18 protein-coding genes are annotated in these 22,068 nt (G+C 66.7%); 17 read left to right on the top strand and 1 reads right to left on the bottom strand.

The window, feature by feature from the left end; translation table 11 throughout:
• The first annotated feature begins 169 nt into the window (after positions 1-169).
• Positions 170-2,422 (top strand): exo-alpha-sialidase, encoded by a 2,253-nt coding sequence (locus tag O3932_RS03940; protein WP_371536380.1) that lies wholly within the window; start codon positions 170-172, stop codon positions 2,420-2,422.
• Positions 2,423-2,574: 152 nt separating this feature from the next.
• Positions 2,575-3,624 carry a 3-isopropylmalate dehydrogenase gene (locus O3932_RS03935; protein WP_314736295.1) on the top strand — a complete coding sequence of 350 codons (1,050 nt, stop codon included), beginning with the start codon at positions 2,575-2,577 and terminating at the stop codon, positions 3,622-3,624.
• A 90-nt stretch (positions 3,625-3,714) separates the two neighbouring features.
• On the opposite strand, the gene O3932_RS03930 is transcribed toward O3932_RS03935, so the two are convergent.
• Entirely contained in the window at positions 3,715-4,725 is a 1,011-nt protein-coding gene (locus tag O3932_RS03930) for a hypothetical protein (protein ID WP_371536378.1), read from the bottom strand.
• Positions 4,726-4,797: 72 nt separating this feature from the next.
• Here O3932_RS03930 and rimP point away from each other — a divergent pair, with 72 nt between their 5' ends.
• From rimP to O3932_RS03855, 15 genes are all read left to right on the top strand, one after another.
• Positions 4,798-5,268: a ribosome maturation factor RimP gene (gene rimP / locus O3932_RS03925; RefSeq protein ID WP_034504628.1), complete on the top strand. Its 471-nt coding sequence runs from the start codon at positions 4,798-4,800 to the stop codon at positions 5,266-5,268.
• 6 nt (positions 5,269-5,274) lie between these two features.
• Positions 5,275-6,303 carry a transcription termination factor NusA gene (gene nusA, locus O3932_RS03920; RefSeq protein WP_009647845.1) on the top strand — a complete coding sequence of 343 codons (1,029 nt, stop codon included), beginning with the start codon at positions 5,275-5,277 and terminating at the stop codon, positions 6,301-6,303.
• Positions 6,304-6,347: 44 nt separating this feature from the next.
• Positions 6,348-6,635, top strand: a complete 288-nt coding sequence (locus tag O3932_RS03915; protein ID WP_269528457.1) for a YlxR family protein — start codon at positions 6,348-6,350, stop codon at positions 6,633-6,635.
• Positions 6,636-6,771: 136 nt separating this feature from the next.
• Positions 6,772-9,741, top strand: a complete 2,970-nt coding sequence (gene infB / locus O3932_RS03910) for a translation initiation factor IF-2 (protein WP_371536375.1) — start codon at positions 6,772-6,774, stop codon at positions 9,739-9,741.
• Between the two features lie 99 nt (positions 9,742-9,840).
• Positions 9,841-10,293, top strand: a complete 453-nt coding sequence (rbfA, locus tag O3932_RS03905) for a 30S ribosome-binding factor RbfA (RefSeq protein WP_009647302.1) — start codon at positions 9,841-9,843, stop codon at positions 10,291-10,293.
• 6 nt (positions 10,294-10,299) lie between these two features.
• Positions 10,300-11,331 (top strand): tRNA pseudouridine(55) synthase TruB, encoded by a 1,032-nt coding sequence (truB, locus tag O3932_RS03900; protein WP_371536373.1) that lies wholly within the window; start codon positions 10,300-10,302, stop codon positions 11,329-11,331.
• A 12-nt stretch (positions 11,332-11,343) separates the two neighbouring features.
• On the top strand, positions 11,344-12,333 hold the full coding sequence (locus tag O3932_RS03895) for a bifunctional riboflavin kinase/FAD synthetase (RefSeq protein ID WP_009647304.1): 990 nt from the start codon (positions 11,344-11,346) through the stop codon (positions 12,331-12,333).
• A gap of 201 nt (positions 12,334-12,534) precedes the next feature.
• On the top strand, positions 12,535-12,837 hold the full coding sequence (gene rpsO, locus O3932_RS03890; RefSeq protein WP_003792740.1) for a 30S ribosomal protein S15: 303 nt from the start codon (positions 12,535-12,537) through the stop codon (positions 12,835-12,837).
• Positions 12,838-13,022: 185 nt separating this feature from the next.
• Positions 13,023-15,368 carry a polyribonucleotide nucleotidyltransferase gene (locus tag O3932_RS03885; protein WP_009647301.1) on the top strand — a complete coding sequence of 782 codons (2,346 nt, stop codon included), beginning with the start codon at positions 13,023-13,025 and terminating at the stop codon, positions 15,366-15,368.
• 133 nt (positions 15,369-15,501) lie between these two features.
• On the top strand, positions 15,502-16,806 hold the full coding sequence (locus tag O3932_RS03880) for a M16 family metallopeptidase (protein WP_371536371.1): 1,305 nt from the start codon (positions 15,502-15,504) through the stop codon (positions 16,804-16,806).
• 78 nt (positions 16,807-16,884) lie between these two features.
• Entirely contained in the window at positions 16,885-17,625 is a 741-nt protein-coding gene (gene dapB / locus O3932_RS03875; protein ID WP_296505434.1) for a 4-hydroxy-tetrahydrodipicolinate reductase, read from the top strand.
• Entirely contained in the window at positions 17,622-18,155 is a 534-nt protein-coding gene (locus O3932_RS03870) for an N-acetyltransferase family protein (protein ID WP_371536369.1), read from the top strand. Before dapB ends, O3932_RS03870 begins: the two co-directional genes overlap by 4 nt.
• Positions 18,156-18,257: 102 nt before the next feature.
• Positions 18,258-19,154, top strand: a complete 897-nt coding sequence (gene dapA / locus O3932_RS03865; RefSeq protein ID WP_009648722.1) for a 4-hydroxy-tetrahydrodipicolinate synthase — start codon at positions 18,258-18,260, stop codon at positions 19,152-19,154.
• Between the two features lie 157 nt (positions 19,155-19,311).
• On the top strand, positions 19,312-21,003 hold the full coding sequence (locus tag O3932_RS03860) for a ribonuclease J (RefSeq protein WP_371536366.1): 1,692 nt from the start codon (positions 19,312-19,314) through the stop codon (positions 21,001-21,003).
• Between the two features lie 121 nt (positions 21,004-21,124).
• A complete protein-coding gene (locus O3932_RS03855; RefSeq protein WP_034505358.1) occupies positions 21,125-22,024 on the top strand; it encodes a PfkB family carbohydrate kinase in 900 nt (299 codons plus the stop codon).
• Positions 22,025-22,068 lie beyond the last annotated feature (44 nt).

Raw genomic sequence — 22,068 nt, 5'->3', positions numbered from 1 at the left:
TCGGGTGGGCAGCTACCTGCGTGGTTTGTTGGTAATTAGCATGGTGACTGTGTGACACACTTCTTGTATAAGTGGTTAGTTAGCATCCTAATTTGTATGATGAATCTTGCGGAGGGTGAGTTCCAACTCAGCCGCCGCCCATTGACACCCCTCCCTGGAAGGACCAACGATGACCCTCCGCCACTACGGGCGAGCCCTCGCGGCAGCCACGGGAGCCGCGCTGCTATGCGTGAGCCTCGCGGCCCCCTCCCTGGCCGCCCCACACAGTGACACCGGCGACGCGGCGCTCGCCACGGCCTCGGCAACTGACGAAGAGTCTGCCGCAATCAACGTCGTTGCCACGCGCACCGATACAATCGGCGACCCCCTGTACGTCGGTGATGTCGTGACCGTCACCTTCACCTACACCAACAACACTGACAGTGCGCTCACCGTCTTCCCGGTCGACTCCAACCTGTCCGGCGTTCTCACGACCGGAGCGCCCAACTGCCGCTGGCACAACCTGGCCGCTCACACCACCAAGTCCTGCACCTCTGCCACGCACACAGTGACACAGGAGGACGTCGCGGCCGGGACCTTTACGCCCAGCGCCACATGGGCGGCCACCCGTGACCGCAACGGCACCGACGTCATCGCCGGGAACTTCGTCTCCGCTACTGACCCCATTACCGTCGCCGCCGGGACTCGGCCCGCCGCCCCAGACCCGCTCGAGACCCCGACCGACTACGCCATCGGAGACAAGGTTCGCCTCGCGTCCCCCGGCCTCGCCGGCTTCAACTGTCACCGCATCCCCGCGCTGACCACCGCCACCAACGGCTGGATCATCGCCGCGTGGGACGGTCGTCCCGACACCTGCCAGGACGCGCCCCAGGCAAACTCCATCATCTACCGCATTTCCAAGGACGGCGGTAAGTCCTGGACCCCCATTCAGACCGCCCTTGCCGGCACCCCCGGCGCGGCCAAGGTCGGATACTCCGACCCCTCCTTCGTCGTCGACCGCACCACCGGCACGATCTTCATGTTCTCAGTGAAGTCCTACGACGCGGGCCTCTTCCAATCCCATCTAGGCACGGACCCCACGGCGCGCAACATCCTGCACGCCCACGTCGTCGAATCCCACGACAACGGCGAAACATGGGTCAACCCCCGAACCATCACCGACCAGGTGAGCGCCGGATACGAAGGAGCGTGGTTCACCCGCTTTGCGTCCTCCGGTGAAGGCATCCAGCTGCGCTACGGCACCCACGCCGGACGCCTCATCCAGCAGTACGCCGTCGCCAACTCCGGCTCCACCTCTCTCATGGCCGTCTCCGTCTACTCCGACGACCACGGAGCGACCTGGAAACCCGGCACTCCCACCGAGGGCAGCGCGGACGAGAACAAGGTCGTTGAGCTCTCCGACGGTCGCCTGCTCCTCAACTCGCGCACGCAGGGCACCGCAGGCCAACGCTTGGAGGCTATCTCCTACGACGGCGGTCAGACCTGGGGTCCCTTCCGCCACAACTGGGACCTGACGGACCCGCGGAACAACGCCTCCATCATCCGCGCATTCCCGGACGCCCCCGAGGGGTCCGCACGCGCCCGCGTCCTGCTCTTCTCCAACGCCAACTCCTCCAGTGCTCGTGCCAACGGCACAATCCGCGTCTCCTACGACGACGGTTTCACCTGGAACGACGGCACGGTCTTCGAGAGCGGCGACATGGCTTACTCGACCCTTCACGCCCTCGCTGACGGCACCTGGGGCCTCCTCTACGAGTCCGGCGGCTACAAGAACATCGAGTTCATGCGCGTGGATGCCGCCTACCTTGGCCTGGTCGATCCCGGCGAGGATCCTGCGCCCGCCCCGCAGCCCGCGCCCGAACCCGCGCCCGAACCTGCCCCGCAGCCCACACCGGACCCGCAGCCCGCGCCTGAACCTGCACCCGCAGCCAACCCCGCGCACTGGGTCAACACCGGCTCAGGGTGGAAGTGGCAGCTGGAGGACTCCACCTATGCGATGAACCAGACCGTCACCATCGGCGAGGCCACCTACCGCTTCGGTGCTGACGGCTACATGGTCACCGGCTGGGACAAGACCGACGGCGTGTGGAGCTACTACAACGCCTACGGTGCACGCGTGAACGGCTGGGTCAGCGACGGAGGCACCTGGTACTACCTCGAGCCCTCCACCGGTGCCATGGCAACCGGATGGACTCAGATTGGAGACACCTGGTACCTCTTCTCCGACACCGGCGCCATGCTCACCGGCTGGCAGCATGCGGACGGCTGGTACTACCTGGCACCCTCGGGCGCGATGGTTACCGGCTGGCAGAACATCGGCATCAGCTGGTACTACTTCGGTGACGACGGCCGAATGGCGACCGGATGGACATCCATCGCCGGACGCTGGTACTACTTCGCCCCCTCGGGGGTCTGGATCTGATCCGACATCGAGACATGGCCGGGGCCAGGGGAGCGTCAACGCCCTCCCAGCCCCGGCCTCGTTCATGCCCCGTATGGGACACGTCACGGCGCAAAGAGACCACGGGTTGGACCCGTGCGGACGAGCGCGCGTGGGCGGGGGAAGATGGACGTATGACACTGAACATCGCAGTAATCCCCGGCGACGGCATCGGCAAGGAAATCGTCCCCGAGGGCCTGAAGGTCCTGGACCGCGTCCTGGCGGACAAGGGCGTCGACTACTCGACGACCCACTTCGATCTGGGTGCGCAGCGCTGGCATGCGACCGGCGACACCCTCACCGACGAGGACCTCGAGGCCATTAAGCGCCACGACGTCATCCTCCTGGGTGCGGTCGGTGACCCCTCCGTTCCCTCCGGCGTCCTCGAGCGCGGCCTGCTCCTCAAGCTGCGCTTCGCCCTCGACCACTACGTGAACCTGCGTCCCTCCAAGTACTACGAGGGTGTGCCCAGCCCCCTGGCTAACCCCGGCGACATCGACTTCGTCGTGGTACGCGAAGGCACTGAGGGCCTCTACTGCGGCAACGGCGGGGCCGTGCGCGTCGGCACCCCGCACGAAATCGCAACCGAGGTCAGCGTCAACACCGCCTACGGTGTCGAGCGCGTCGTGCGCTACGCCTTCGAGGCGGCCGCCTCGCGCAACAAGCACCTGACTCTCGTCCACAAGCACAACGTTCTGGTCAACGCCGGACACATGTGGCGCCGCATCGTCGACGAGGTGGGGGAGGAATACCCCGACGTGCGCGTCGACTACTGCCACATCGACGCTGCCACCATCTACATGGTCACCGACCCCGCGCGCTTCGACGTGATCGTCACGGATAACCTGTTCGGTGACATCCTCACCGACGAGGCCGGGGCCGTCACCGGCGGCATCGGCCTGAGCGCGTCGGGCAACCTCAACCCCTCGCGTGAGTTCCCCTCGATGTTCGAGCCTGTGCACGGTTCCGCACCCGACATCGCGGGGCAGGGGAAGGCCGACCCGACCGCGACCATCTCGTCGGTCGCGCTCATGCTCGACTTCATGGGATTCACAGACGAGGCGGCACGTGTGCGCGCAGCCATCGACGCCGACATGGCGGCGCGAGCAGAGGCCGCGGCCAGTGGCAGCCCCCTCGTACGCTCAACCTCCCAGATCGGTGACGACATCGCCGCTCGCCTCTGAGCCGACATAACGGCAGGGCCGCTCCCCGGGTGGGGAGCGGCCCTGCATTTATTGGATTCTCGGAGTTGTCAGCCGGTCGGGTGGATGATTCTAACGAGTGCCGATCAATGCCGGTAGCGTCGTGTGGGAGGCCCACTGTTCGATGTCAGCGAGCGCGGCACTTGCGCCAGCGCTACGCACTGCCTCGGACTTGGAAGCGAACATCGCGGTATCGACGGCGAGTAGGTTCGAGGCGAGTGTGGCTGTGTCCAGGGAATCCAGCTCGCAACGCGGCGTACGCGTATCCGCAGCGCCCGCCTGCAGCGCGATATCAGCACGGACCAGCAGAGCACCCGACATGTCGTAAGTGTCCGTCTCGCTCAGGGTATCTGTGTTCGAATGCACCTTCGGGAGCGTGGAAGCCGTGCAATCCCACATGGCGACGGCGTCGGAGAGTTCCTTCGACGACGCAAGATCACTGCCCGACGGAGTGAACGTTGAGGAAATCGAGGACTCGTTGTACGACTCGATATCCCAGCTCTGCACGCCCTTGGAGGAGACAGTGTTCACGCGGTCGTTGACAGCCGAAGCTTGGCTATCGCCCGCGTTGACATCGATCCCGTAGGCGCGCGCGATGGACACAGCATTGGCATAGCGGCCCAGCGCGGAGGCAGCCAGCGTGCGCGCCTTGTCGGATTGAGCGTCCTCCTCGGTAGCGATCTGCAGGTCGCGGGTGGCTGTGCGAGCCATCCATGACACGAACGCAGCCACATCGGTGGGGGCCTCGGAGACCGGATCGGGAGCCTCCTGGCCTTCGGGAGGCGTCCCTCCCCACGGATCCCAGAGGCCGCCAAGGGTCTCGAGACGAGTGTCGGAGGACGACGCAGCCGTACGTAGCGCGCTGGAACAGGGCGCGCACTCGGTCGCGAGTTCGGCGAGCTGCGTGGCTCGCGCGGACGCGGCAGCTTCCGTTCGCGCTGCTTGGTCACGAGCTGCAGCAAAGCCCGTCAGGGCCGTCGACTGGGTGGACAGGGAACACGCGGATAGCGCGAAAAGCGCCGTACCGGCAGCAACGAGGCCGGGGATACGGCGTGTGGTCATAGTCAGATTTGAGAATCGCACCCCCGCATCATCCCACACCCCCGGGTAGGATGGGTAACTGACCCGCGTTCGCGAGAAGAAAGATAGGCGTATATGGGATCGTCCACGACTGACGGACCGCTTCAGGAGCTGTTGGCTCCCGTGGTCGCAGCCTCGGGGCTCGAACTGGATTCGGTGACCCGCACGCGCTCCGACGCGATGCCGCTCCTGCGGGTCGTCGTCGAAGCCCCGATTGGTGCCGACGGTATTGACTCAGACACTCTTGCGGACGTGTCCCGCGCCGTGTCGAAGGCGCTGGACACCGCCGATCCGATCGACGGTGAATACCTGCTGGAGGTCTCCACCCCCGGGGCCGAGCGCGAACTGACGAAGGTTGGCCACTGGATGCGGCAAATCGGACGCCTCGTGCGTATCAAGCTGCGCGCCGGCGGCTACGTCTCTGGTCGCGTCATCGACGCGAGCGAGACCAGTGCAACGATCGATGTTGACGGCGAAGCCACTACCATTGACTATCAGGACATGAGGAAGGCGCGTTCCCGCGTCGACTTTGGAACGGGGAAGTAGAAGACCATGGAAATCGATATGACCGCCCTGCGGATGGTGGAAAACGAGAAGGGCGTTAGCCTCGAGACCCTCGTTGACGCCATCGAAGAGGCACTGCTCAAGGCGTACCACAACCTGCCCGGTGCGATCTCCCAGGCCCGCATCGAAATCGATAAGAAGACCGGGCGCGTCACCGTCATGGCGATGGACGAGGACGAAGACGGCAACCCCATTGGTGAATTTGATGACACCCCGAAGAACTTCGGGCGCATCGCCCAGTCCACGGCGCGCTCCGTCATCATGCAGCGACTGCGCGACGCCGACGACCAGCGCGTCTTCGGTGACTTCGCGGGCCGAGAAGGACAGATCATCACCGGCACCGTCCAAGCCCCGCGCCCCGGCCGCCCCACGATGGTTCAGGTTTCCGACGACTTCGAGGCCGTCCTGCCCGACGGCGAGAAGGTTCCCGGTGAGACCTACCGCCACGGCGACCGGATCCGCGCCTACATCGTGGGCGTCGAGCGCACCGAACGCGGGCCGCGCATCACCCTGTCGCGCACCCACCCCAACCTCGTCGCCGGTCTCTTCCAACGCGAGGTTCCCGAGATCCAGCAGGGACTCGTCAAGATCAAGGCAATCGCCCGCGAGGCCGGCCACCGCACGAAGATCGCCGTGGCAGCCACCCGCGAAGGCATCAATGCCAAGGGTGCTTGCATCGGACCCATGGGGGCGCGTGTGCGCTCCGTCATGGCCGAGCTGGGTGGGGAGAAGATCGATATCGTCGACTACTCCGACGACCCCGCGCGTTTCGTCGCTAACTCCCTGTCGCCGGCCCGCGTGACCCGCGTCGTCGTCCACTCCGTCGACAACCGCACGGCTACCGCCATCGTGCCGGATTTCCAACTCTCCCTCGCGATTGGCAAGGAAGGGCAGAACGCTCGACTCGCCGCGCGTCTGACGAACTATCACATCGATATCCACGCCGACACAGAAACCGGTGACGACGAGATCGCCTCGCGCGTCTCCACTCCCGACGACGTGACAAGTCGCTCATAGAAACTGAGACGAACAATCCCCTAGCTCGACTAAGCTAGGGGATTGTGTCGTATCCCCTGCCGCCTGAGCCCACCACAGGACCACAGCGCACCTGCATCGGATGCGGTACTCGCGCGCACAGAACTGCTCTCGTGCGGATCGTGCGTTCGCCCGACGGTGCGATTCACCTCGACCCGACGGCGACTCTTCCAGGTCGAGGAGCGTGGATCCACCCCGACGCGGGGTGCGTCCAGCGGGCCCGAACCAGACGAGCACTCGCTCGCGCCTTCCGAACAGGCGCTGTGACAGACACCGTCTGGGATGACGTGGAGGAGATGATCACCACCCAGTGATGGCCACGCGCCATCAAGGCCGAGAAGATGGAAGCGGGTTGGAAGCTGATGGGCACCCGATGAGTACCCAGCGATGAGCTGCCAGCAATATCAGTAAGGCGTCTCCACACCGGAGACGCTTCCGGAATGGAGAAATGTGGCAAAGTTGCGTGTCCACGAGCTCGCCAAAGAGCTCGGAATCACCAGCAAAGAACTGATGGGTCACCTGAAGGAAGCAGGTGAATTCGTCAAGTCGTCCTCGTCCTCGCTCGAGCCGCCCGTCGTGCGGCAGATGCGCGAGAAGTTCGCGGCGGCGCACAAGAGCAAGAAGGCGGAGACCAAGCCCGCCCCCAAGGCACCGAAGCCCGGAGCAGCCAAGCCTGCACCGAAGAAGCCCGCCGCTCCCCAGGCGTCGGCCCCGGAGGCATCGGCCCCCGTCCCCGCGCCTAAGGCACCCACCCCGAAGGCACCCACCCCGAAGGCACCCACCCCGAAGGCTCCCACGCCGAAGGCACCGGCCCCCAAGGGTGCCGGACCCAAGCCCGGTGCTCCCAAGCCCGGTGCACGCAAGAGCGAGACCGCGCCCAAGCCTCGTGGCAAGAAGCCTGCGGAGGGTTCGGCACCGAAGCCCGGTGGTCGCAAGCCCGCTGAGGGTGGTGCACCTAAGCCTGCGCCTCGTCGCGGTGATGCTCCGCGTCCGGCCCGCCCCGGCGCGCCGCGTCCCGGTGGCCCGCGTCCCGGCAATAACCCGTATGCCTCTTCTCAGGGCATGCCCCGTCCGGGTGGTTCTGGCAACGCTGGGCCTCGTCCCGGCGCACCGCGTCCGGGTGGTTCCGGCAATGCTGGGCCTCGTCCCGGCGCCCCACGTCCAGGCGGCTCCGGCAACGCTGGCCCTCGTCCCGGCGCCCCACGTCCAGGCGGCTCCGGCAACGCTGGCCCTCGTCCCGGCGCACCGCGTCCGGGCGCGCCGCGCCCCGGCGGTAACCGCCCCAACCCGGGCATGATGCCCGGCCAGGCGAACTTCGCCCGCAACGCCGCCACCGGCAACAACACGTCCGAGCGCAGCGGTGGTCGCGGCGGTGGCCGCGGTCGCGGCGGTGCCCGTCCGGGTGCCGGTGCAGGAGCCGGAGCAGGAGCAGCCCAGAACAACGGCGGCGGTTTCGGTCCTCGCGGTGGCGGTCGCGGCGGTCGCGGCTCCACGCCGGGCGCATTCGGTCGCGGAGGTGGCCGCTCGCAGCGCGGACGCAAGTCGAAGCGCGCGAAGCGTCAAGAGTACGAGCAGCAGAACGCGCCAGTCATCGGCGGCGTCGCGATCCCGCGCGGTAACGGCGCGCAGATCCGCATCCGTCAGGGCGCGTCCCTGGCCGACCTCGCCGAGAAGATCGACGTCAATCCCGCAGCGCTCGTGACCGTCCTCTTCGCCCTGGGCGAGATGGCGACCGCCACGCAGTCCCTCGACCAGGACACCTTCGAGGCACTGGGTGCCGAACTCGGCTACGACGTCAAGGTCGTCTCGCCTGAGGACGAGGACCGTGAGCTGCTCGAGTCCTTCGACATCGACCTCGAAGCCGAAGAACTTGACGACGCCGAGAACATGGAACCGCGCCCGCCGGTCGTCACCGTCATGGGTCACGTCGACCACGGTAAGACCAAGCTGCTCGACGCTATCCGTCACACGGACGTTGTCGACACCGAGCATGGCGGCATCACGCAGCACATCGGTGCCTACCAGGTCAAGGTCACGGCTGAGGACGGCACGCGCCGCCCGATCACCTTCATCGATACCCCCGGTCACGAGGCCTTCACGGCCATGCGTGCCCGTGGTGCACAGGTCACCGATATCGCGATCCTCGTGGTCGCGGCCGATGACGGCGTCATGCCTCAGACGGTTGAAGCCATCAACCACGCGCAGGCGGCCGACGTGCCGATCGTCGTCGCGGTCAACAAGATCGATAAGGAAAGCGCGAACCCGGAGAAGATCCGCTCCCAGCTCACCGAGTACGGCCTGGTCGCCGAAGAGTACGGCGGCGACGTCATGTTCGTGAACATCTCGGCCAAGCAGCGCACGGGCATCCGCGAGCTGCTCGAGGCCGTCCTGCTGACGGCCGATGCGGCCCTGACTCTCGAGGCCAACCCGAACACGGACGCCCGCGGCGTCGCCATCGAAGCGAACCTGGACAAGGGGCGCGGTGCCGTCGCGACCATGCTGGTTCAGCGCGGCACGCTCCACGTGGGCGACTCCCTCGTGGTCGGCTCGTCCTACGGTCGCGTGCGCGCCATGTTCGACGATGCCGGCAACGACGTCTCTGAGGCTGGCCCGTCGACCCCGGTCGCGGTCCTCGGACTCACGTCGGTCCCGCGCGCTGGCGACTCGTTCCTGGTCGCCAATGACGACCGCACGGCCCGCCAGATCGCCGACAAGCGTGAGGCAGCCGAGCGCCAGGCCCTGTTGGCCAAGCGCCGCAAGCGCGTCTCCCTGGAGGACTTCGACAAGGTCCTGGCCGAGGGCGAGGTTGACACCCTCAACCTGGTCATCAAGGGCGACGTGTCCGGTGCCGTCGAGGCCCTGGAAGACTCGCTGCTGCGCATCGACGTGGGCGACGAGGTTGCTCTGCGCATCATCCACCGCGGCGTCGGTGCGATCACGCAGAACGACGTCAACCTGGCGACCGTCGACAACGCGGTCATCATCGGCTTCAACGTCCGTCCCGCCGAACGCGTGGCCGAGATGGCGGATGCCGAGGGCGTCGAGATCAAGTACTACAACGTCATCTACTCGGCGATCGACGACATTGAAGCTGCCCTCAAGGGCATGCTCAAGCCGATCTACGAGGAGGTCCAGCTGGGCACCGCGGAAATCCGCCAGGTTTTCCGCTCCGGCAAGTTCGGCAACATCGCCGGTTCGATCGTCCGCTCCGGCACGATCAAGCGCGGAACCAAGGCCCGCCTGGTGCGCGACGGTGTGGTTGTGGCCGACAACCTCGAGATCGCCTCTCTGCGTCGCGAAAAGGACGATGTCACCGAGGTCCGCGAGGGCTACGAGTGCGGTATCACTCTGGGCTACAAGGACATCACCGAAGGTGATGTCATTGAGACCTGGGAGATGCGCGAGAAGGCTCGTGACTGATTCCGCAGCGTGAAGTATCGGGGTCCGAGTATGCTCGGACCCCGATCTTCGCACATGTAATGTTCTGACAAGGGCTTCAGTGCCCGGAAGGAGGGCGCGATGGCTGACGAGGCTCGCGTTCGTAAGGTGCAGGAGCGAATCCTGCAGACTGTTGCGTCGATGATCGGACGCGATGTGAAGGATCCCCGCCTGGAGCTCGTGACGATCACGGACGTGCGCGTGACGGGCGACCTGCAGCATGCGTCCGTTTTCTACACGGTGCTTGGCGATGACGAGCAGCGTGAGAAGGCCGCGCGTGCATTCGCTTCCGCGCAGGGCCTGTTTCGCTCACGCGTCGGCAAGGTCCTGGGGCTGCGCCTGACCCCGACGCTGGAGTTCATCCCGGACGCGCTTCCCGAGAGCGCGGCAGCCTTGGAGGATGCCCTCGCGAAGGCCAAGGCGAAGGACGAGGCGATTGCCGCCGCCGCGCAGGGCGCGACCTACGCGGGTGAGGAGGACCCCTACCGTCACGACGACGAAGAGGGCGAAGCGGACGAGAAGGATTGGGCCTAATCGCTCATGGCTCGTCGCCCCGATAACCCGCGCCCCGGCCTGCTCGTCATCGACAAGCCCGCTGGCATTACCAGCCACGATGTCGTTGCGCGTGTGCGACGCCTGGGCCACACCCGCAAGGTGGGCCACGGCGGCACGCTGGACCCCATGGCGACCGGGGTCCTCGTCATCGGTGTTGGTAAGGCAACGAAGCTCCTCACGTGGGTGAGCGGGCATTCGAAGGAGTATCTGGCGACAATCCGTTTCGGTATTGGGACCAACACGGATGATGCCGAGGGACTCCCCACGTCAGCGGTGGGGTGCACCTCCCTCAGCGAGTCCGACCTGGAGGCGGCGCTCGCGCCCCTGCGCGGTGACATCATGCAGGTTCCCACGACAGTGTCGGCGATCAAGGTGAACGGCAAACGAGCGTATGCGCTCGCCCGCGCGGGGCAGGACGTCGAGCTGGCAGCGCGCCCGGTGCGTATCTCGCGCCTGGAGGTTCTTGCGGCCCCGCGCGTATCTGAGGTTTGCCTCGACGAGGCCGTGGTCCGGGAGAGCGCATGCGCTCCCGGACCGGTTCGCGTCGTCGATGTCGACGTGGCTGTCGAGTGTTCGTCGGGCACCTACGTACGGGCCCTCGCGCGCGATGCGGGCGCGGCCCTGGGGGTTGGTGCTCACCTCACCGCGCTGCGGCGGACGCGCGTCGGCGACTTCCCGCTTGAAGGCGCGCTCACCCTCGATGAACTCGCCGCCGCCGTGGAGGACGAAGGGGGTGGGCAGCAGCCTGTTCTGCCCCTGATTCCCCTGGGGCGGGCGGCACTCGCCATGTTCCCCGCCCTGCCCCTCACTGAGGCCGAGGCAGGGGCCTTTGCGCACGGCCAGGCCCCCCGACGTTCGCGCGGGCAACTCGCGCAGTGGGTCGCGCAAGACGGCGATGCGCTGCCGATCGCCTCGGAGGGGGAGGCCCCACCAATCGCGGCCACGTCGCCGTCAGGTGAGGTCCTCGGCCTGCTGCGTATCGACGCTGCGCGCCTGCGGACCGTCCTGGTTTTTTAAGAAAGAGAGACAATGAACGTCTGGCAGTCCCTGACCGACATCCCCGGCAACGAGGCCAGTGTCGTCACCATCGGTAACTTCGACGGCATGCACAACGGTCACAAGAAGGTCATCGCCACCTGCGTGGAGCGTGCACACAAGCTCGGCGTCGACGCCGTGGCCATCACCTTCGACCCGCACCCGATTCAGGTGCATAAGCCCGAGGTGGGCCTCCAGCTCATCTCCCCGCTGCGTGACCGCCTCGACGCAATGGAGGCCGCCGGACTGGACGCCACTCTCGTCGCCCACTACGACAAGAGCGTCTACAGCCTCGAACCCGACGAGTTCGTTTACGAATTTCTGGTCGAGCGCTGTGGTGCCCGCGAGGTTGTCGTCGGTGAAGACTTCCGCTTCGGTCGCGGCAACGTCGGAACGATCGACACACTGCGCGCCCTCGGCCGCCGCTATGGCTTCGATGTCTTGACCGTTACCGACATCGAGGCACCCGAGGGACGCCGTTGGTCCTCCTCATGGGTGCGCGAACTTCTGGCTACAGGCGATGTCTCCGGTGCCGCCCGCGTGCTCGGTCACCTGCACCGTATCCGCGGCACCGTCTGCCACGGCTTCAAGCGTGGTCGCACGCTCGGATTCCCCACCGCGAACCTCTCGCAAGAGGTCGAGGGCGTCATCCCTGCAGACGGCGTCTACGCTGGCTGGGTCGTGCGTGCCGTCCCCGGCACCCAGTCCGCTGAGTTCCTGCCTGCCGCCATCTCCGTGGGCACCAACCCACAGTTCAACGGCGAGGAGCGCACCGTCGAGGCACACGTCTTAGGCCGCTCCGACCTGAACCTGTACGGCGAACGCATCGCTGTCACTTTCGTGTCGCGTATCCGTCCGATGCTGTCCTTCGATAACGTCGACGGCCTGTTGCGCCAGATGGACGACGACCTGCGTCAGACGGCTTCCGTCCTCGGTATCGGCGTCGCCGGGCGCGTCGACCCGGACTCAGTCACTGCCTCCTAATGCCTCCCCGGATCCAGGCACTCGCTGGGTGCTCGGCCCTGCCCTGGCGTGCGGACAGATAACGGGGGAGGGGAAGAGGCCTCGCCCCCGACCGGCCAAATCGTTAGCTTCGTCGCTCACGAGGAGACTGACAACTTGGACGTGCTACTGTAGAAAGGCCGTACACCGGCCGCGGACTGTCAGCATCCGGGAGACGCCCGGATGCCCCGCGCAACGAATACAAAGGAGAAGCCTGTGCCGCTGAGCAAGGACGTCAAGGACCAGATCATCGCCGAGTACGCTACCCACGAGGGCGACACCGGTTCCCCCGAGGTGCAGATCGCGCTGCTGACCCGCCGCATCAAGGATCTGACCGAGCACTTCAAGACCCACACGCACGACCACCACTCCCGTCGTGGCCTGCTGCTGCTGGTCGGCCGTCGTCGCCGCCTGCTGGGTTACCTGGCTGACATCGACATCGAGCGTTACCGTTCGCTCATCGAGCGTCTCGGCCTGCGCCGCTGATTTTGGGCCGGCCCGCCTCCCATAACGGAGACGGGCCGGTTTTCACACGCCCGCCTCGGGCACGCCGTTTATTTTTCGCGCGCAAGCCGCCGGTTTTCGACAGTGGCCTCCGGAGAGTTGATCCGTGGGCTTCGATCGAAGGCCGAAGTGGAGCGCGACACCAACAAACCAAGGAGAAACGCCCCATGATGGAAGGCTCTGACATCATCGCCGCAGAGGCGATTATCGATAACGGCCGTTTCGGCAAGCGCGTCGTGCGCTTCGAAACCGGCCGTCTCGCCAAGCAGGCCGCCGGCTCTGCCCTGGCCTACCTGGATGATTCCACCACCGTTCTGTCGGCCACGACCGTTGGCAAGAACCCCAAGGACCAGTTCGATTTCTTCCCGCTGACCGTTGACGTTGAAGAGCGTCAGTACGCCGCGGGTCGCATCCCCGGTTCCTTCTTCCGCCGCGAAGGCCGCGCGGGCACCGAGGCCATCCTGGCGGCCCGCCTCATCGACCGCCCGCTGCGCCCCGGCTTCGTCAAGGGCCTGCGTAACGAGGTTCAGGTCGTCGAGACCGTCCTGACGATCGACCCGGATGACGCCTACGATGTCCTGGCGATCAACGCCGCCTCCATGTCCACCCAGATCGCTGGCCTGCCGTTCACCGGCCCGATCGGTGGCACTCGCCTGGCCCTGATCGACGGCCAGTGGGTCGCGTTCCCGCGCTGGAGCGAGCTCGAGCGTTCCGTGTTCAACATCGTTGTCGCGGGCCGCATCGTCACCAAGGAGGACGGCTCCGAAGACGTCGCGATCATGATGGTCGAGGCCGGCGGCGGCAAGAACGAGTGGGATCTCATTCAGGCTGGCGCTACCGCCCCCACCGAAGATGTTGTGGCCGACGGCCTCGAAGCCGCAAAGCCCTTCATCAAGGCCCTGTGCGAGGCTCAGATCAAGGTCGCCGAGAAGGCCTCCAAGGAGACCGCCGACTTCCCGCTGTTCCTGGACTACACCGACGAGGAATACGCCGCTGTCGAGGAATACGCCGCCGAGAAGGTCGCTCAGGCGCTGCTGACCGAGGGCAAGCTCGCCCGCGACGAGGCCGTGGATGCCGTCAAGGAAGAGATGCTCGAGGCACTTGCCGAGCGCTTCCCCGAGTCGGAGAAGGCCCTCAAGGCCGCGTTCCGTTCGCTCGAGAAGGCCACGATCCGTAATCGCACCCTGCGTGAAGAGATCCGCATGGATGGCCGTACCCCGCGCCAGATCCGTTCTCTCTCCGCCGAGGTTGAGGTCCTGCCCCGCGTGCACGGCTCCGCCCTGTTCCAGCGCGGTGAGACCCAGATCCTGGGCGTGACCACCCTGGCCATGTTGCGCATGGAGCAGCAGATCGACAACCTGTCGCCCATCAATTCCAAGCGCTACATGCACCAGTACAACTTCCCCCCGTTCTCCACGGGCGAGGTTGGCCGCGTCGGCTCCCCGAAGCGCCGCGAGATCGGCCACGGTGACCTGGCCGAGCGCGCGCTGGTTCCCGTCCTGCCCTCGCGCGAGGACTTCCCCTACGCGATCCGTCAGGTCTCCGAGACCATGGGTTCTAACGGCTCGTCCTCGATGGGATCCGTGTGTGCCTCGACCCTGTCCCTCCTCCAGGCTGGCGTGCCGCTGCGCGCCCCCGTCGCGGGCATCGCGATGGGCCTCATGACCGGTGAGGTCGATGGTCAGTTCAAGGCCGTCACCCTGACCGACATCCTGGGTGCCGAGGACGGCTTCGGCGACATGGACTTCAAGGTTGCCGGTACCCGCGACTTCATCACGGCCCTGCAGCTGGACACCAAGCTCGACGGCATCGACTCCCAGGTGCTGCGCGCCGCGCTGGCCCAGGCACGCGACGCCCGCCTGGCGATCCTCGACCTGATCAACCAGGCGATCGACGGCCCGGATGAGATGAGTCCGAACGCTCCTCGTATCATCACCGTCAAGGTTCCCGTCGACAAGATCGGCGAGGTCATCGGTCCCAAGGGCAAGATGATCAACCAGATCCAGGACGAGACCGGCGCTGACGTCACCATCGAGGACGACGGCACCGTCTACATCGCCTCTTCCGACGGGGCCTCCGCCGAGGCCGCCCGCACGATGGTCAACCAGATCGCGAACCCGCAGATGCCCGAGGTCGGCGAGCGCTTCGTCGGCACGGTCGTCAAGACCACGTCGTTCGGCGCCTTCGTGTCGCTGACCCCCGGTAAGGACGGCCTCCTGCACATTTCGCAGGTCCGTCGCCTCGTGGGCGGTAAGCGCATCGATTCCGTGGACGACGTCCTGCAGGTCGGCCAGCAGGTCGAGGTCGAGATCAACGAGATCGGCGACCGCGGCAAGCTGAGCCTGCACGCCGTCATCGACGGTGATGCTGGCGAGCTGGAGGTCCCCGAGGGTGAGTCTTCCGAGCCGCGTCGTGAGCGCCGTGACCGTTCTGAGCGCCGCGAGCGCCGTCCCCGCACCCGCACTCGTCGTCGTCGCGACGACGAGCGTGAGGAAGGCGCGTCTGAGGAGTGAGTAGCTCCCGATAGCTGACAGTGACCGGTGGCCGGGATGGAGCGCGTGCTCCGCCCGGCCACCAGCCCTTGTACGGCTACACTGTGAACGTTTCGTGCCAATCCCCGGCCCGCGGGGACGCAAGAGGAGAAGAATGACGCCTAAGCCGCTGCCGCTCGACGAGTCCCGCCTGTCCATCGAGGACGGTGACACGCGCATCGAGCGCACAATCCTGGGTGCTGGGACGCGTGTGCTGACCCAGACGATTCCCGCAACGAAGAGTGCGGGCGTGTCCCTGTGGGTACCTGTGGGCTCGCGTGATGAGGGACCGCGCACGGCGGGATCCACTCACTTCCTCGAGCATCTCCTCTTCAAGGGCACGAATAAGCGCTCGGCCCTTGACATCGCTGTCGCCTTCGACAGCGTCGGCGGCGAGTCCAACGCCGAGACCGCCCGCGAGCACACCGCGTACTGGGCGCGCGTTCGCGACGCCGACCTGGACATGGCGATCGAGACGCTGGCCGACATGGTCACCGACTCGCGCCTGGACGAGGATGATTTCGCGATGGAGCGCGGCGTCATCCTCGACGAGCTGGCGATGGGGGAGGACTCGCCTACGGAAACCGTTCACGAGGCTTTCCAGCTGGCCGTCCACGGTGACCGCCCCATCGGCCGTCCCGTCGGCGGCACCTCCCAGGCGATTCGCGAGGTCGGCCGCTCTGACGTGTGGGAGCATTACCAGGCCCACTACTCGCCCTCTTCGCTCATCGTCGCAGCCGCTGGCCACGTCGACCACGACCACATTGTCGAGCGCGTCCAGGCCGCCCTGGAGGCGTCCCCCTGGGATCACGCGAGCGCGACCGCGCCCCGGCCTCGTCGATCAACGACCGCGACGCCCATCGCCGACCACGAGAAGGACATCACGCGACAGCGCGACGTCACGCAGGCGCACGTCCTCATCGGTTGTGAAGGCTTGTCGGCCACCGATCCGCTGGGTCCCACGATGAGTGTGCTGCTCTCGATCCTTGGCGGGTCCATGTCCTCGCGCCTCTTTCAGGAGGTGCGCGAAAAGCGTGGCCTGGCCTATACGACCTATGCCTACGACGTCGCCTACTCCGACACGGGTACCTTCGGGATGTACGCGGGCTGCAGCCCCGACAATGTCGACGAGGTCGAGGCCATCATGCGCGCTCAGCTGGAGGACCTGGCAGCGGACGGCCCGACCGAGGAGGAGATGACGCGCGTGCGCGGGCAGGTCCGCGGAGGCGTCGTCCTGGGCCTGGAGGACAACTGGTCGCGCATGATGCGACTGGGCCGCTCGGAGATCGTCGGGCGCTACCGTCCCATCGACGAGTCGTTGGCCGAATTCGACGCGGTGGGCGCGCATGACGTTCGCGCCTTGGCCGCCTCCCTGATCGCCAAGCTGGACTGCCGCGCGCTGGTCCTGCCCCAGGACTGAGTCGTGAGAATCCCCGCCCACTTCCCGGGTGCGGGGCATAGCCTTGACACTAAGCAACCCTTTCAGAAGGAGACAATGATGATTCGCGTGGCAGTGACCGGAGCTAAGGGCCGCATGGGCTCCACTGTCGTGGCGGCTGTGACCGGTGCCCCCGACATGGAGGTCGTCGCCCAGCTGGACGCGGGCGATCCGATCACCAAGAAAACCGTTAACGGCGCGCAGGTCGCCGTCGACTTCTCGGTTCCCGGAGTCACCGAGGCGAACGTGCACGCGCTCCTTGACGCCGGCGTGGACGTCGTCGTGGGCACGACGGGGTGGACCGAGGAGTCCTACGCGCGCGTGCGCACTCATGCGGAGGAGGCGGGGCGTGCCGTTCTGATTGCCCCGAACTTCGCGATGGGCGCGGTGCTGGCCATGAAGTTTGCTGCCATGGCCGCCCCCTATTTCGAGTCCGCCGAGGTCATCGAGATGCACCACCCGGGCAAGGTGGACGCCCCCTCGGGCACGGCGGTGGCCACCGCGCGCGGCATCGCTCGCGCACGCGCCGAGGCTGGCCTGGGCGACATGCCCGACGCCACCGAGATGGACGAACTGGGCAGCCGAGGCGGCCGCGTCGACGGCGTCCCGGTGCACGCCGTGCGCCTGCGCGGCCTGACTGCCTCCGAGGAGATCCTCCTGGGCAACGAGGGCGAGCAGCTGGTTATCCGCACAGACTCCTTCGACCGCGTGTCCTTCATGCCCGGCGTGCTCCTGGGCGTGCGCCGCGTGATTGGCCGGACCGGCCTGACGATCGGTCTTGATCAGGTCATGGGCCTGTGAACGCTGCCCCGGACCGTTCCGTGAGGCCCGCCCAGCGCGGCGACGAAGGTGCTATTGCTCGTCTGCAGGTCGGTGCCTGGCGTGCCCTCATGGGAGAGGAAGCACTGGCATCCCAGGGCATCACCGAGGAGCTGCTCGCCCGCCGCTGGGAGGCCACCCTGTCCGCCCCCTCTCCCGAGGGCAGCGCGCTCCTCGTCGCGCTGCACGCCAACACCATCGTCGGCTTCGCCCTGGCAGGACCGGACGAGGCCGTGGACACCTCCTCCGGGCACGGTCCCGCGGGGGAGGGGAGCGAGAGGGCGACCCAGGTGTACGAGCTTGTTGTAGACCCGAACTTCCGGCGCGCCGGACACGCCTCGCGCCTCCTGGCAGCCGTCGCGGACCTGACCAGCGGCGTGCTGCACGTGTGGATCGGCGCGGATGACGAGGAACGTCAACGTTTCTACACCTCGGCGGGCTTTGCCCCCTCGGGGGGCGTGCGCACGCTCGGTGATCAGGCCCAGCACATGTGGTGGGCGCGTCGCGACTAAGGACCCACGACGGGCGGGAGGCATGGCGAGCCCCCCGCATCGTGGACTCTCCTCACGAACCGGCGGAGGCCTCGTCACGTGGCGAGTGCGTAAGATGGGGGCATGACGAATATTCCTCCTCGCCGATTCGGTTCCCTGGCCGCCGCCATGGTCACCCCCATGACCGAGGCCGGCGACATCGACCTGCCCTCTGCCCAGCGCCTCGCGATCAAGCTCGTTGACGAAGGCTGCGACACGATCCTCCTGTCCGGTACGACGGGCGAGTCGCCGACGACACACCAGCCCGAAAAGAACGACCTCACCGACGCGGTTCGCGAAGCCGTCGGAGACCGCGCCTTCATCCTGTGCGGTGCCTGCTCCAACGACACAGCACACGCCGTGCGCATCGGTGAAGGTGCCCAGGAACACGGCGCGGACGGTCTGCTGGTCGTGTCCCCGTACTACAACCGTCCCTCCCAGGAAGGCCTGCGCGCCCACGTGCGCGCCGTCACCGACGCTGTCGACCTGCCCGTCATGCTCTACGACATTCCCGGCCGCACCGGCATCGCCTTCTCCGACTCCACCCTTGACATCCTCGCCCAGCACCCGCGCATCCTCGGGGTCAAGGACGCTACCGGCGACGTCGAGACAGGCGTGGAGCGCATGCACCGCACCGGCCTGGAGTACTACTCGGGCGACGACGGCCTGAACTTCGCGTGGATGACGGGCGGAGCCTCCGGCTTCATCTCCGTCGTGACCCACGTGGCCTCCGCCCACTACCGCCGCATGATCGAGCTGCTCGACACCGACCAGGTGTGGGAGGCCCGCGAACTCTCCTACTCCCTGCGCCCCCTCGTCCACGCCATCATGGGCGGCGGCCAGGGTGCCGTCATGGCCAAGTACGCCCTGTGGCTCCAGGGCGTCATCGACAGCCCCGCCGTGCGCCTACCGATGGTCGGCATCAGCGACGACGAGGTCTCGGCCCTGCGCCGCGCCCTGTGCGCTGCCGACCTACTGTAAAGCGTCTACTTATCCGACACCCGTGCGGCGGGGGCCAGTCACGGCCTCGTCGATGAGACGGAACACGGTCCCCTCCACGCCCAAGTGTGAGGGGGCCGACCCGCCTCAGGGATCTCCCGATGCGGGGAAAAGCTCTCTGACGTGGCAGACTGGCACCATGAAGTCTTTGTACGAGAATCTCAGCGAACCCGCGCCCCTGGAAGAGGGCGCACTGCGAGTGATCCCGCTGGGAGGTCTTGGCGAGGTCGGCCGTAACATGAACGTCCTCGAGTACCGGGGCAAGCTCCTGGTCGTGGACTGCGGCGTCCTCTTCCCCGAGGAGAGCCAGCCCGGCGTCGACCTCATCCTCCCCGATTTCTCCTGGATCGAGGACCGCATGGACGACGTCGTGGGCATGGTCCTCACCCACGGCCACGAGGACCACATCGGTGCCGTGCCCTATCTGCTTAAACTGCGCGACGATATCCCGATCTACGGCTCCGACCTGACCCTGGCTTTCGTCGCCCCCAAGCTGCGCGAACACCGCCTGCCCGACCCGGGCCTCACCGTCGTCGCCGAGGGCGACCGCCTCAGCGTCGGCCCCTTCGACCTCGAATTCGTCTCCGTCACCCACTCGATCCCCGACGCGCTCGCGGTCTTCGTGCGCACGGGTGCGGGCAACGTCCTGATTACGGGCGACTTCAAGATGGATCAGCTGCCGCTGGACCGTCGCCTGACCGACCTGCGCGCCTTCGCCCGCATGGGTGAGGAAGGCGTCGACCTGTTCATGGTGGACTCCACGAATGCCCTGGTCCCGGGCTTTATCACGCCCGAACGCGAGATTGGCCCGGTCCTCGACCAGGTCTTCGGTGAGGCCTCCGGCCAGATCGTCGTCGCCTCCTTCGCCTCGCACGTGCACCGCGTCCAGCAGGTCATTAATGCCGCTGCTCACCACGGGCGTCGCGTCGCGTTCGTGGGCCGCTCCATGGAGCGCAATATGCGCATCGCCGAGGAGAAAGGATACCTGACGATCCCCGAGGGCGTCGTCGTGGACCTCAAGGGTATCGGTGAACTGCCGCCCTCCCAGCGCGTCTACATGGCGACCGGCTCCCAGGGCGAGCCGATGGCGGCCCTGTCGCGCATGTCGGTAGGGTCGCATCGTACGGTGACGATTGAGCCGGGCGACATGGTCGTGCTGGCGTCCTCGCTGATCCCGGGCAATGAGAACTCCGTGTACCGCGTTATCAACGACCTGACCCGCCTGGGCGCGCGCGTCGTGTCGAAGGAGAACGCGAAGGTGCATGTGTCGGGCCACGCGAGCGCCGGAGAACTCATCTACTGCTACAACATCGTCCAGCCCAAGAACGTCATGCCCATCCACGGCGAGGTCCGCCACCTGGTGGGCAACGGTCAGTTGGCCGTCAAGACAGGCATCGACCCGCAGCATGTGGTCCTGGCTGAGGACGGCGTGACGGTCGACCTCAAGGACGGCGTCGCGCGCGTGTCGGGCATCGTGCCGTGTGAGTACGTGTACGTGGACGGCCGCTCCATCGGCGAAATCTCCGAGGACGAGCTGGAAACCCGCCGTACCCTGGGGGCGGAGGGCTTCATCTCGATCTTCGCTGTGGTCGAGCACGATTCGGGTATGGTCCTCGCGGGTCCCGAGATCCGCGCGATCGGCATGGCTGAGGATGACTCGGTCTTCGAGGAGATACTGCCCGACGTCACTAAGGCCCTCAAGGACGCGGCTGCGCCCGGCGGCCAGGACCCCTACGTCCTGCAGCAGGCGATGCGCCGCGTCATCGGTCGCTGGGTCGCGCGACGTCTGCGTCGTCGTCCTATGATCGTTCCGGTGGTCACCGAGCAGTAGGAGCTCGGCAGTTTTCAGTGACGAGGCCGTGGCTACCCGGGTGGTAGCGCGGCACACAGGGGAAGGAAAGTCCGTGGCGGGTCGCTTCATTTCGACGCACTCGGTTGCTCTGGTCTTGCCAATGCACATCGCCTACATTCCCGAGCGCGGGGGATCGGTGCACGCCGATGCCGCGAGCTCTCGGCCCGGCGGTGGGTTCACGACCCTGTGCGCCGCGGCGGCCATGGGCGTCCCGGCGGCAGCGGCCTCGCCACTGGGCACCGGCCCGAACTCCTTCCAGGTGCGTCAGCAGCTGGTGGAGGCGGGCGTGGAGGTCCTGACCCCCGAGCTGGTCGGCGATATCGGTGTCGTTATCCAGCTGATCGATAAGGGCGGAACGATGTGCTCGGTCGTCACCGCGGGAGTCGAGTCCGAGCCCTCGCGTACCACCCTCGACCGTATTGAGCTGCGCGAGGGGGACGTCGTGCACGTGGCGGCCTCAGACATGACGAACGCGCACGCGGCAGTCGAACTCAGCGAATGGGCTGCGGCCCTGCCTCCCTTCGTTACCCTCGTCGTCTCCGTGTCGCCCGCGGTCGTGCAGGTGCCCGTCGAGGCATGGGAGACGATCCTGCCGCGCGCCGACGTGGTGACGATGAACGACTGGGAGGCCTCGGCCCTGGCTGACATCCTAGACCGCACCCGTTGCGGCTCCACGATCCGTTCCTACATGCGCCCCGACGCTGCCACCGTGCGCCGCGTGGGCAACCGAGGCTGCGAACTCCAGCTCGGCGCGGATGCCCCCATCATCACGATTCCCGCATTCGAGGTGGCCATCGCCGACACCGCGGGCGTGGGGGACACCCACATCGCAGAGATGTGCGCTGGCATCCTCCTGGGCCACGACCTGGAGACCGCATGCCTCATGGCGAACGCTGGCGGGGCACTCGCCGTCTCTCACGAGTCTGCCCTGCCCGTGCCCACGCGCGAGCAGGTTGACAACGTGCTCGAAACCGGTGTTGTTACGAATATCCTGCGCTGAGCGCTCGCGGCGCGCCTCCTGAGCGGGGCCAGCGCGGGCGATAT

It is taken from the genome of Pauljensenia sp. 20925_1_25 (genome assembly GCF_041433955.1).
Classification (GTDB): domain Bacteria; phylum Actinomycetota; class Actinomycetes; order Actinomycetales; family Actinomycetaceae; genus Pauljensenia.
The sequence above is the reverse complement of the archived record's forward strand: the minus strand, read 5'-3'. Positions and strand labels throughout refer to the sequence as shown.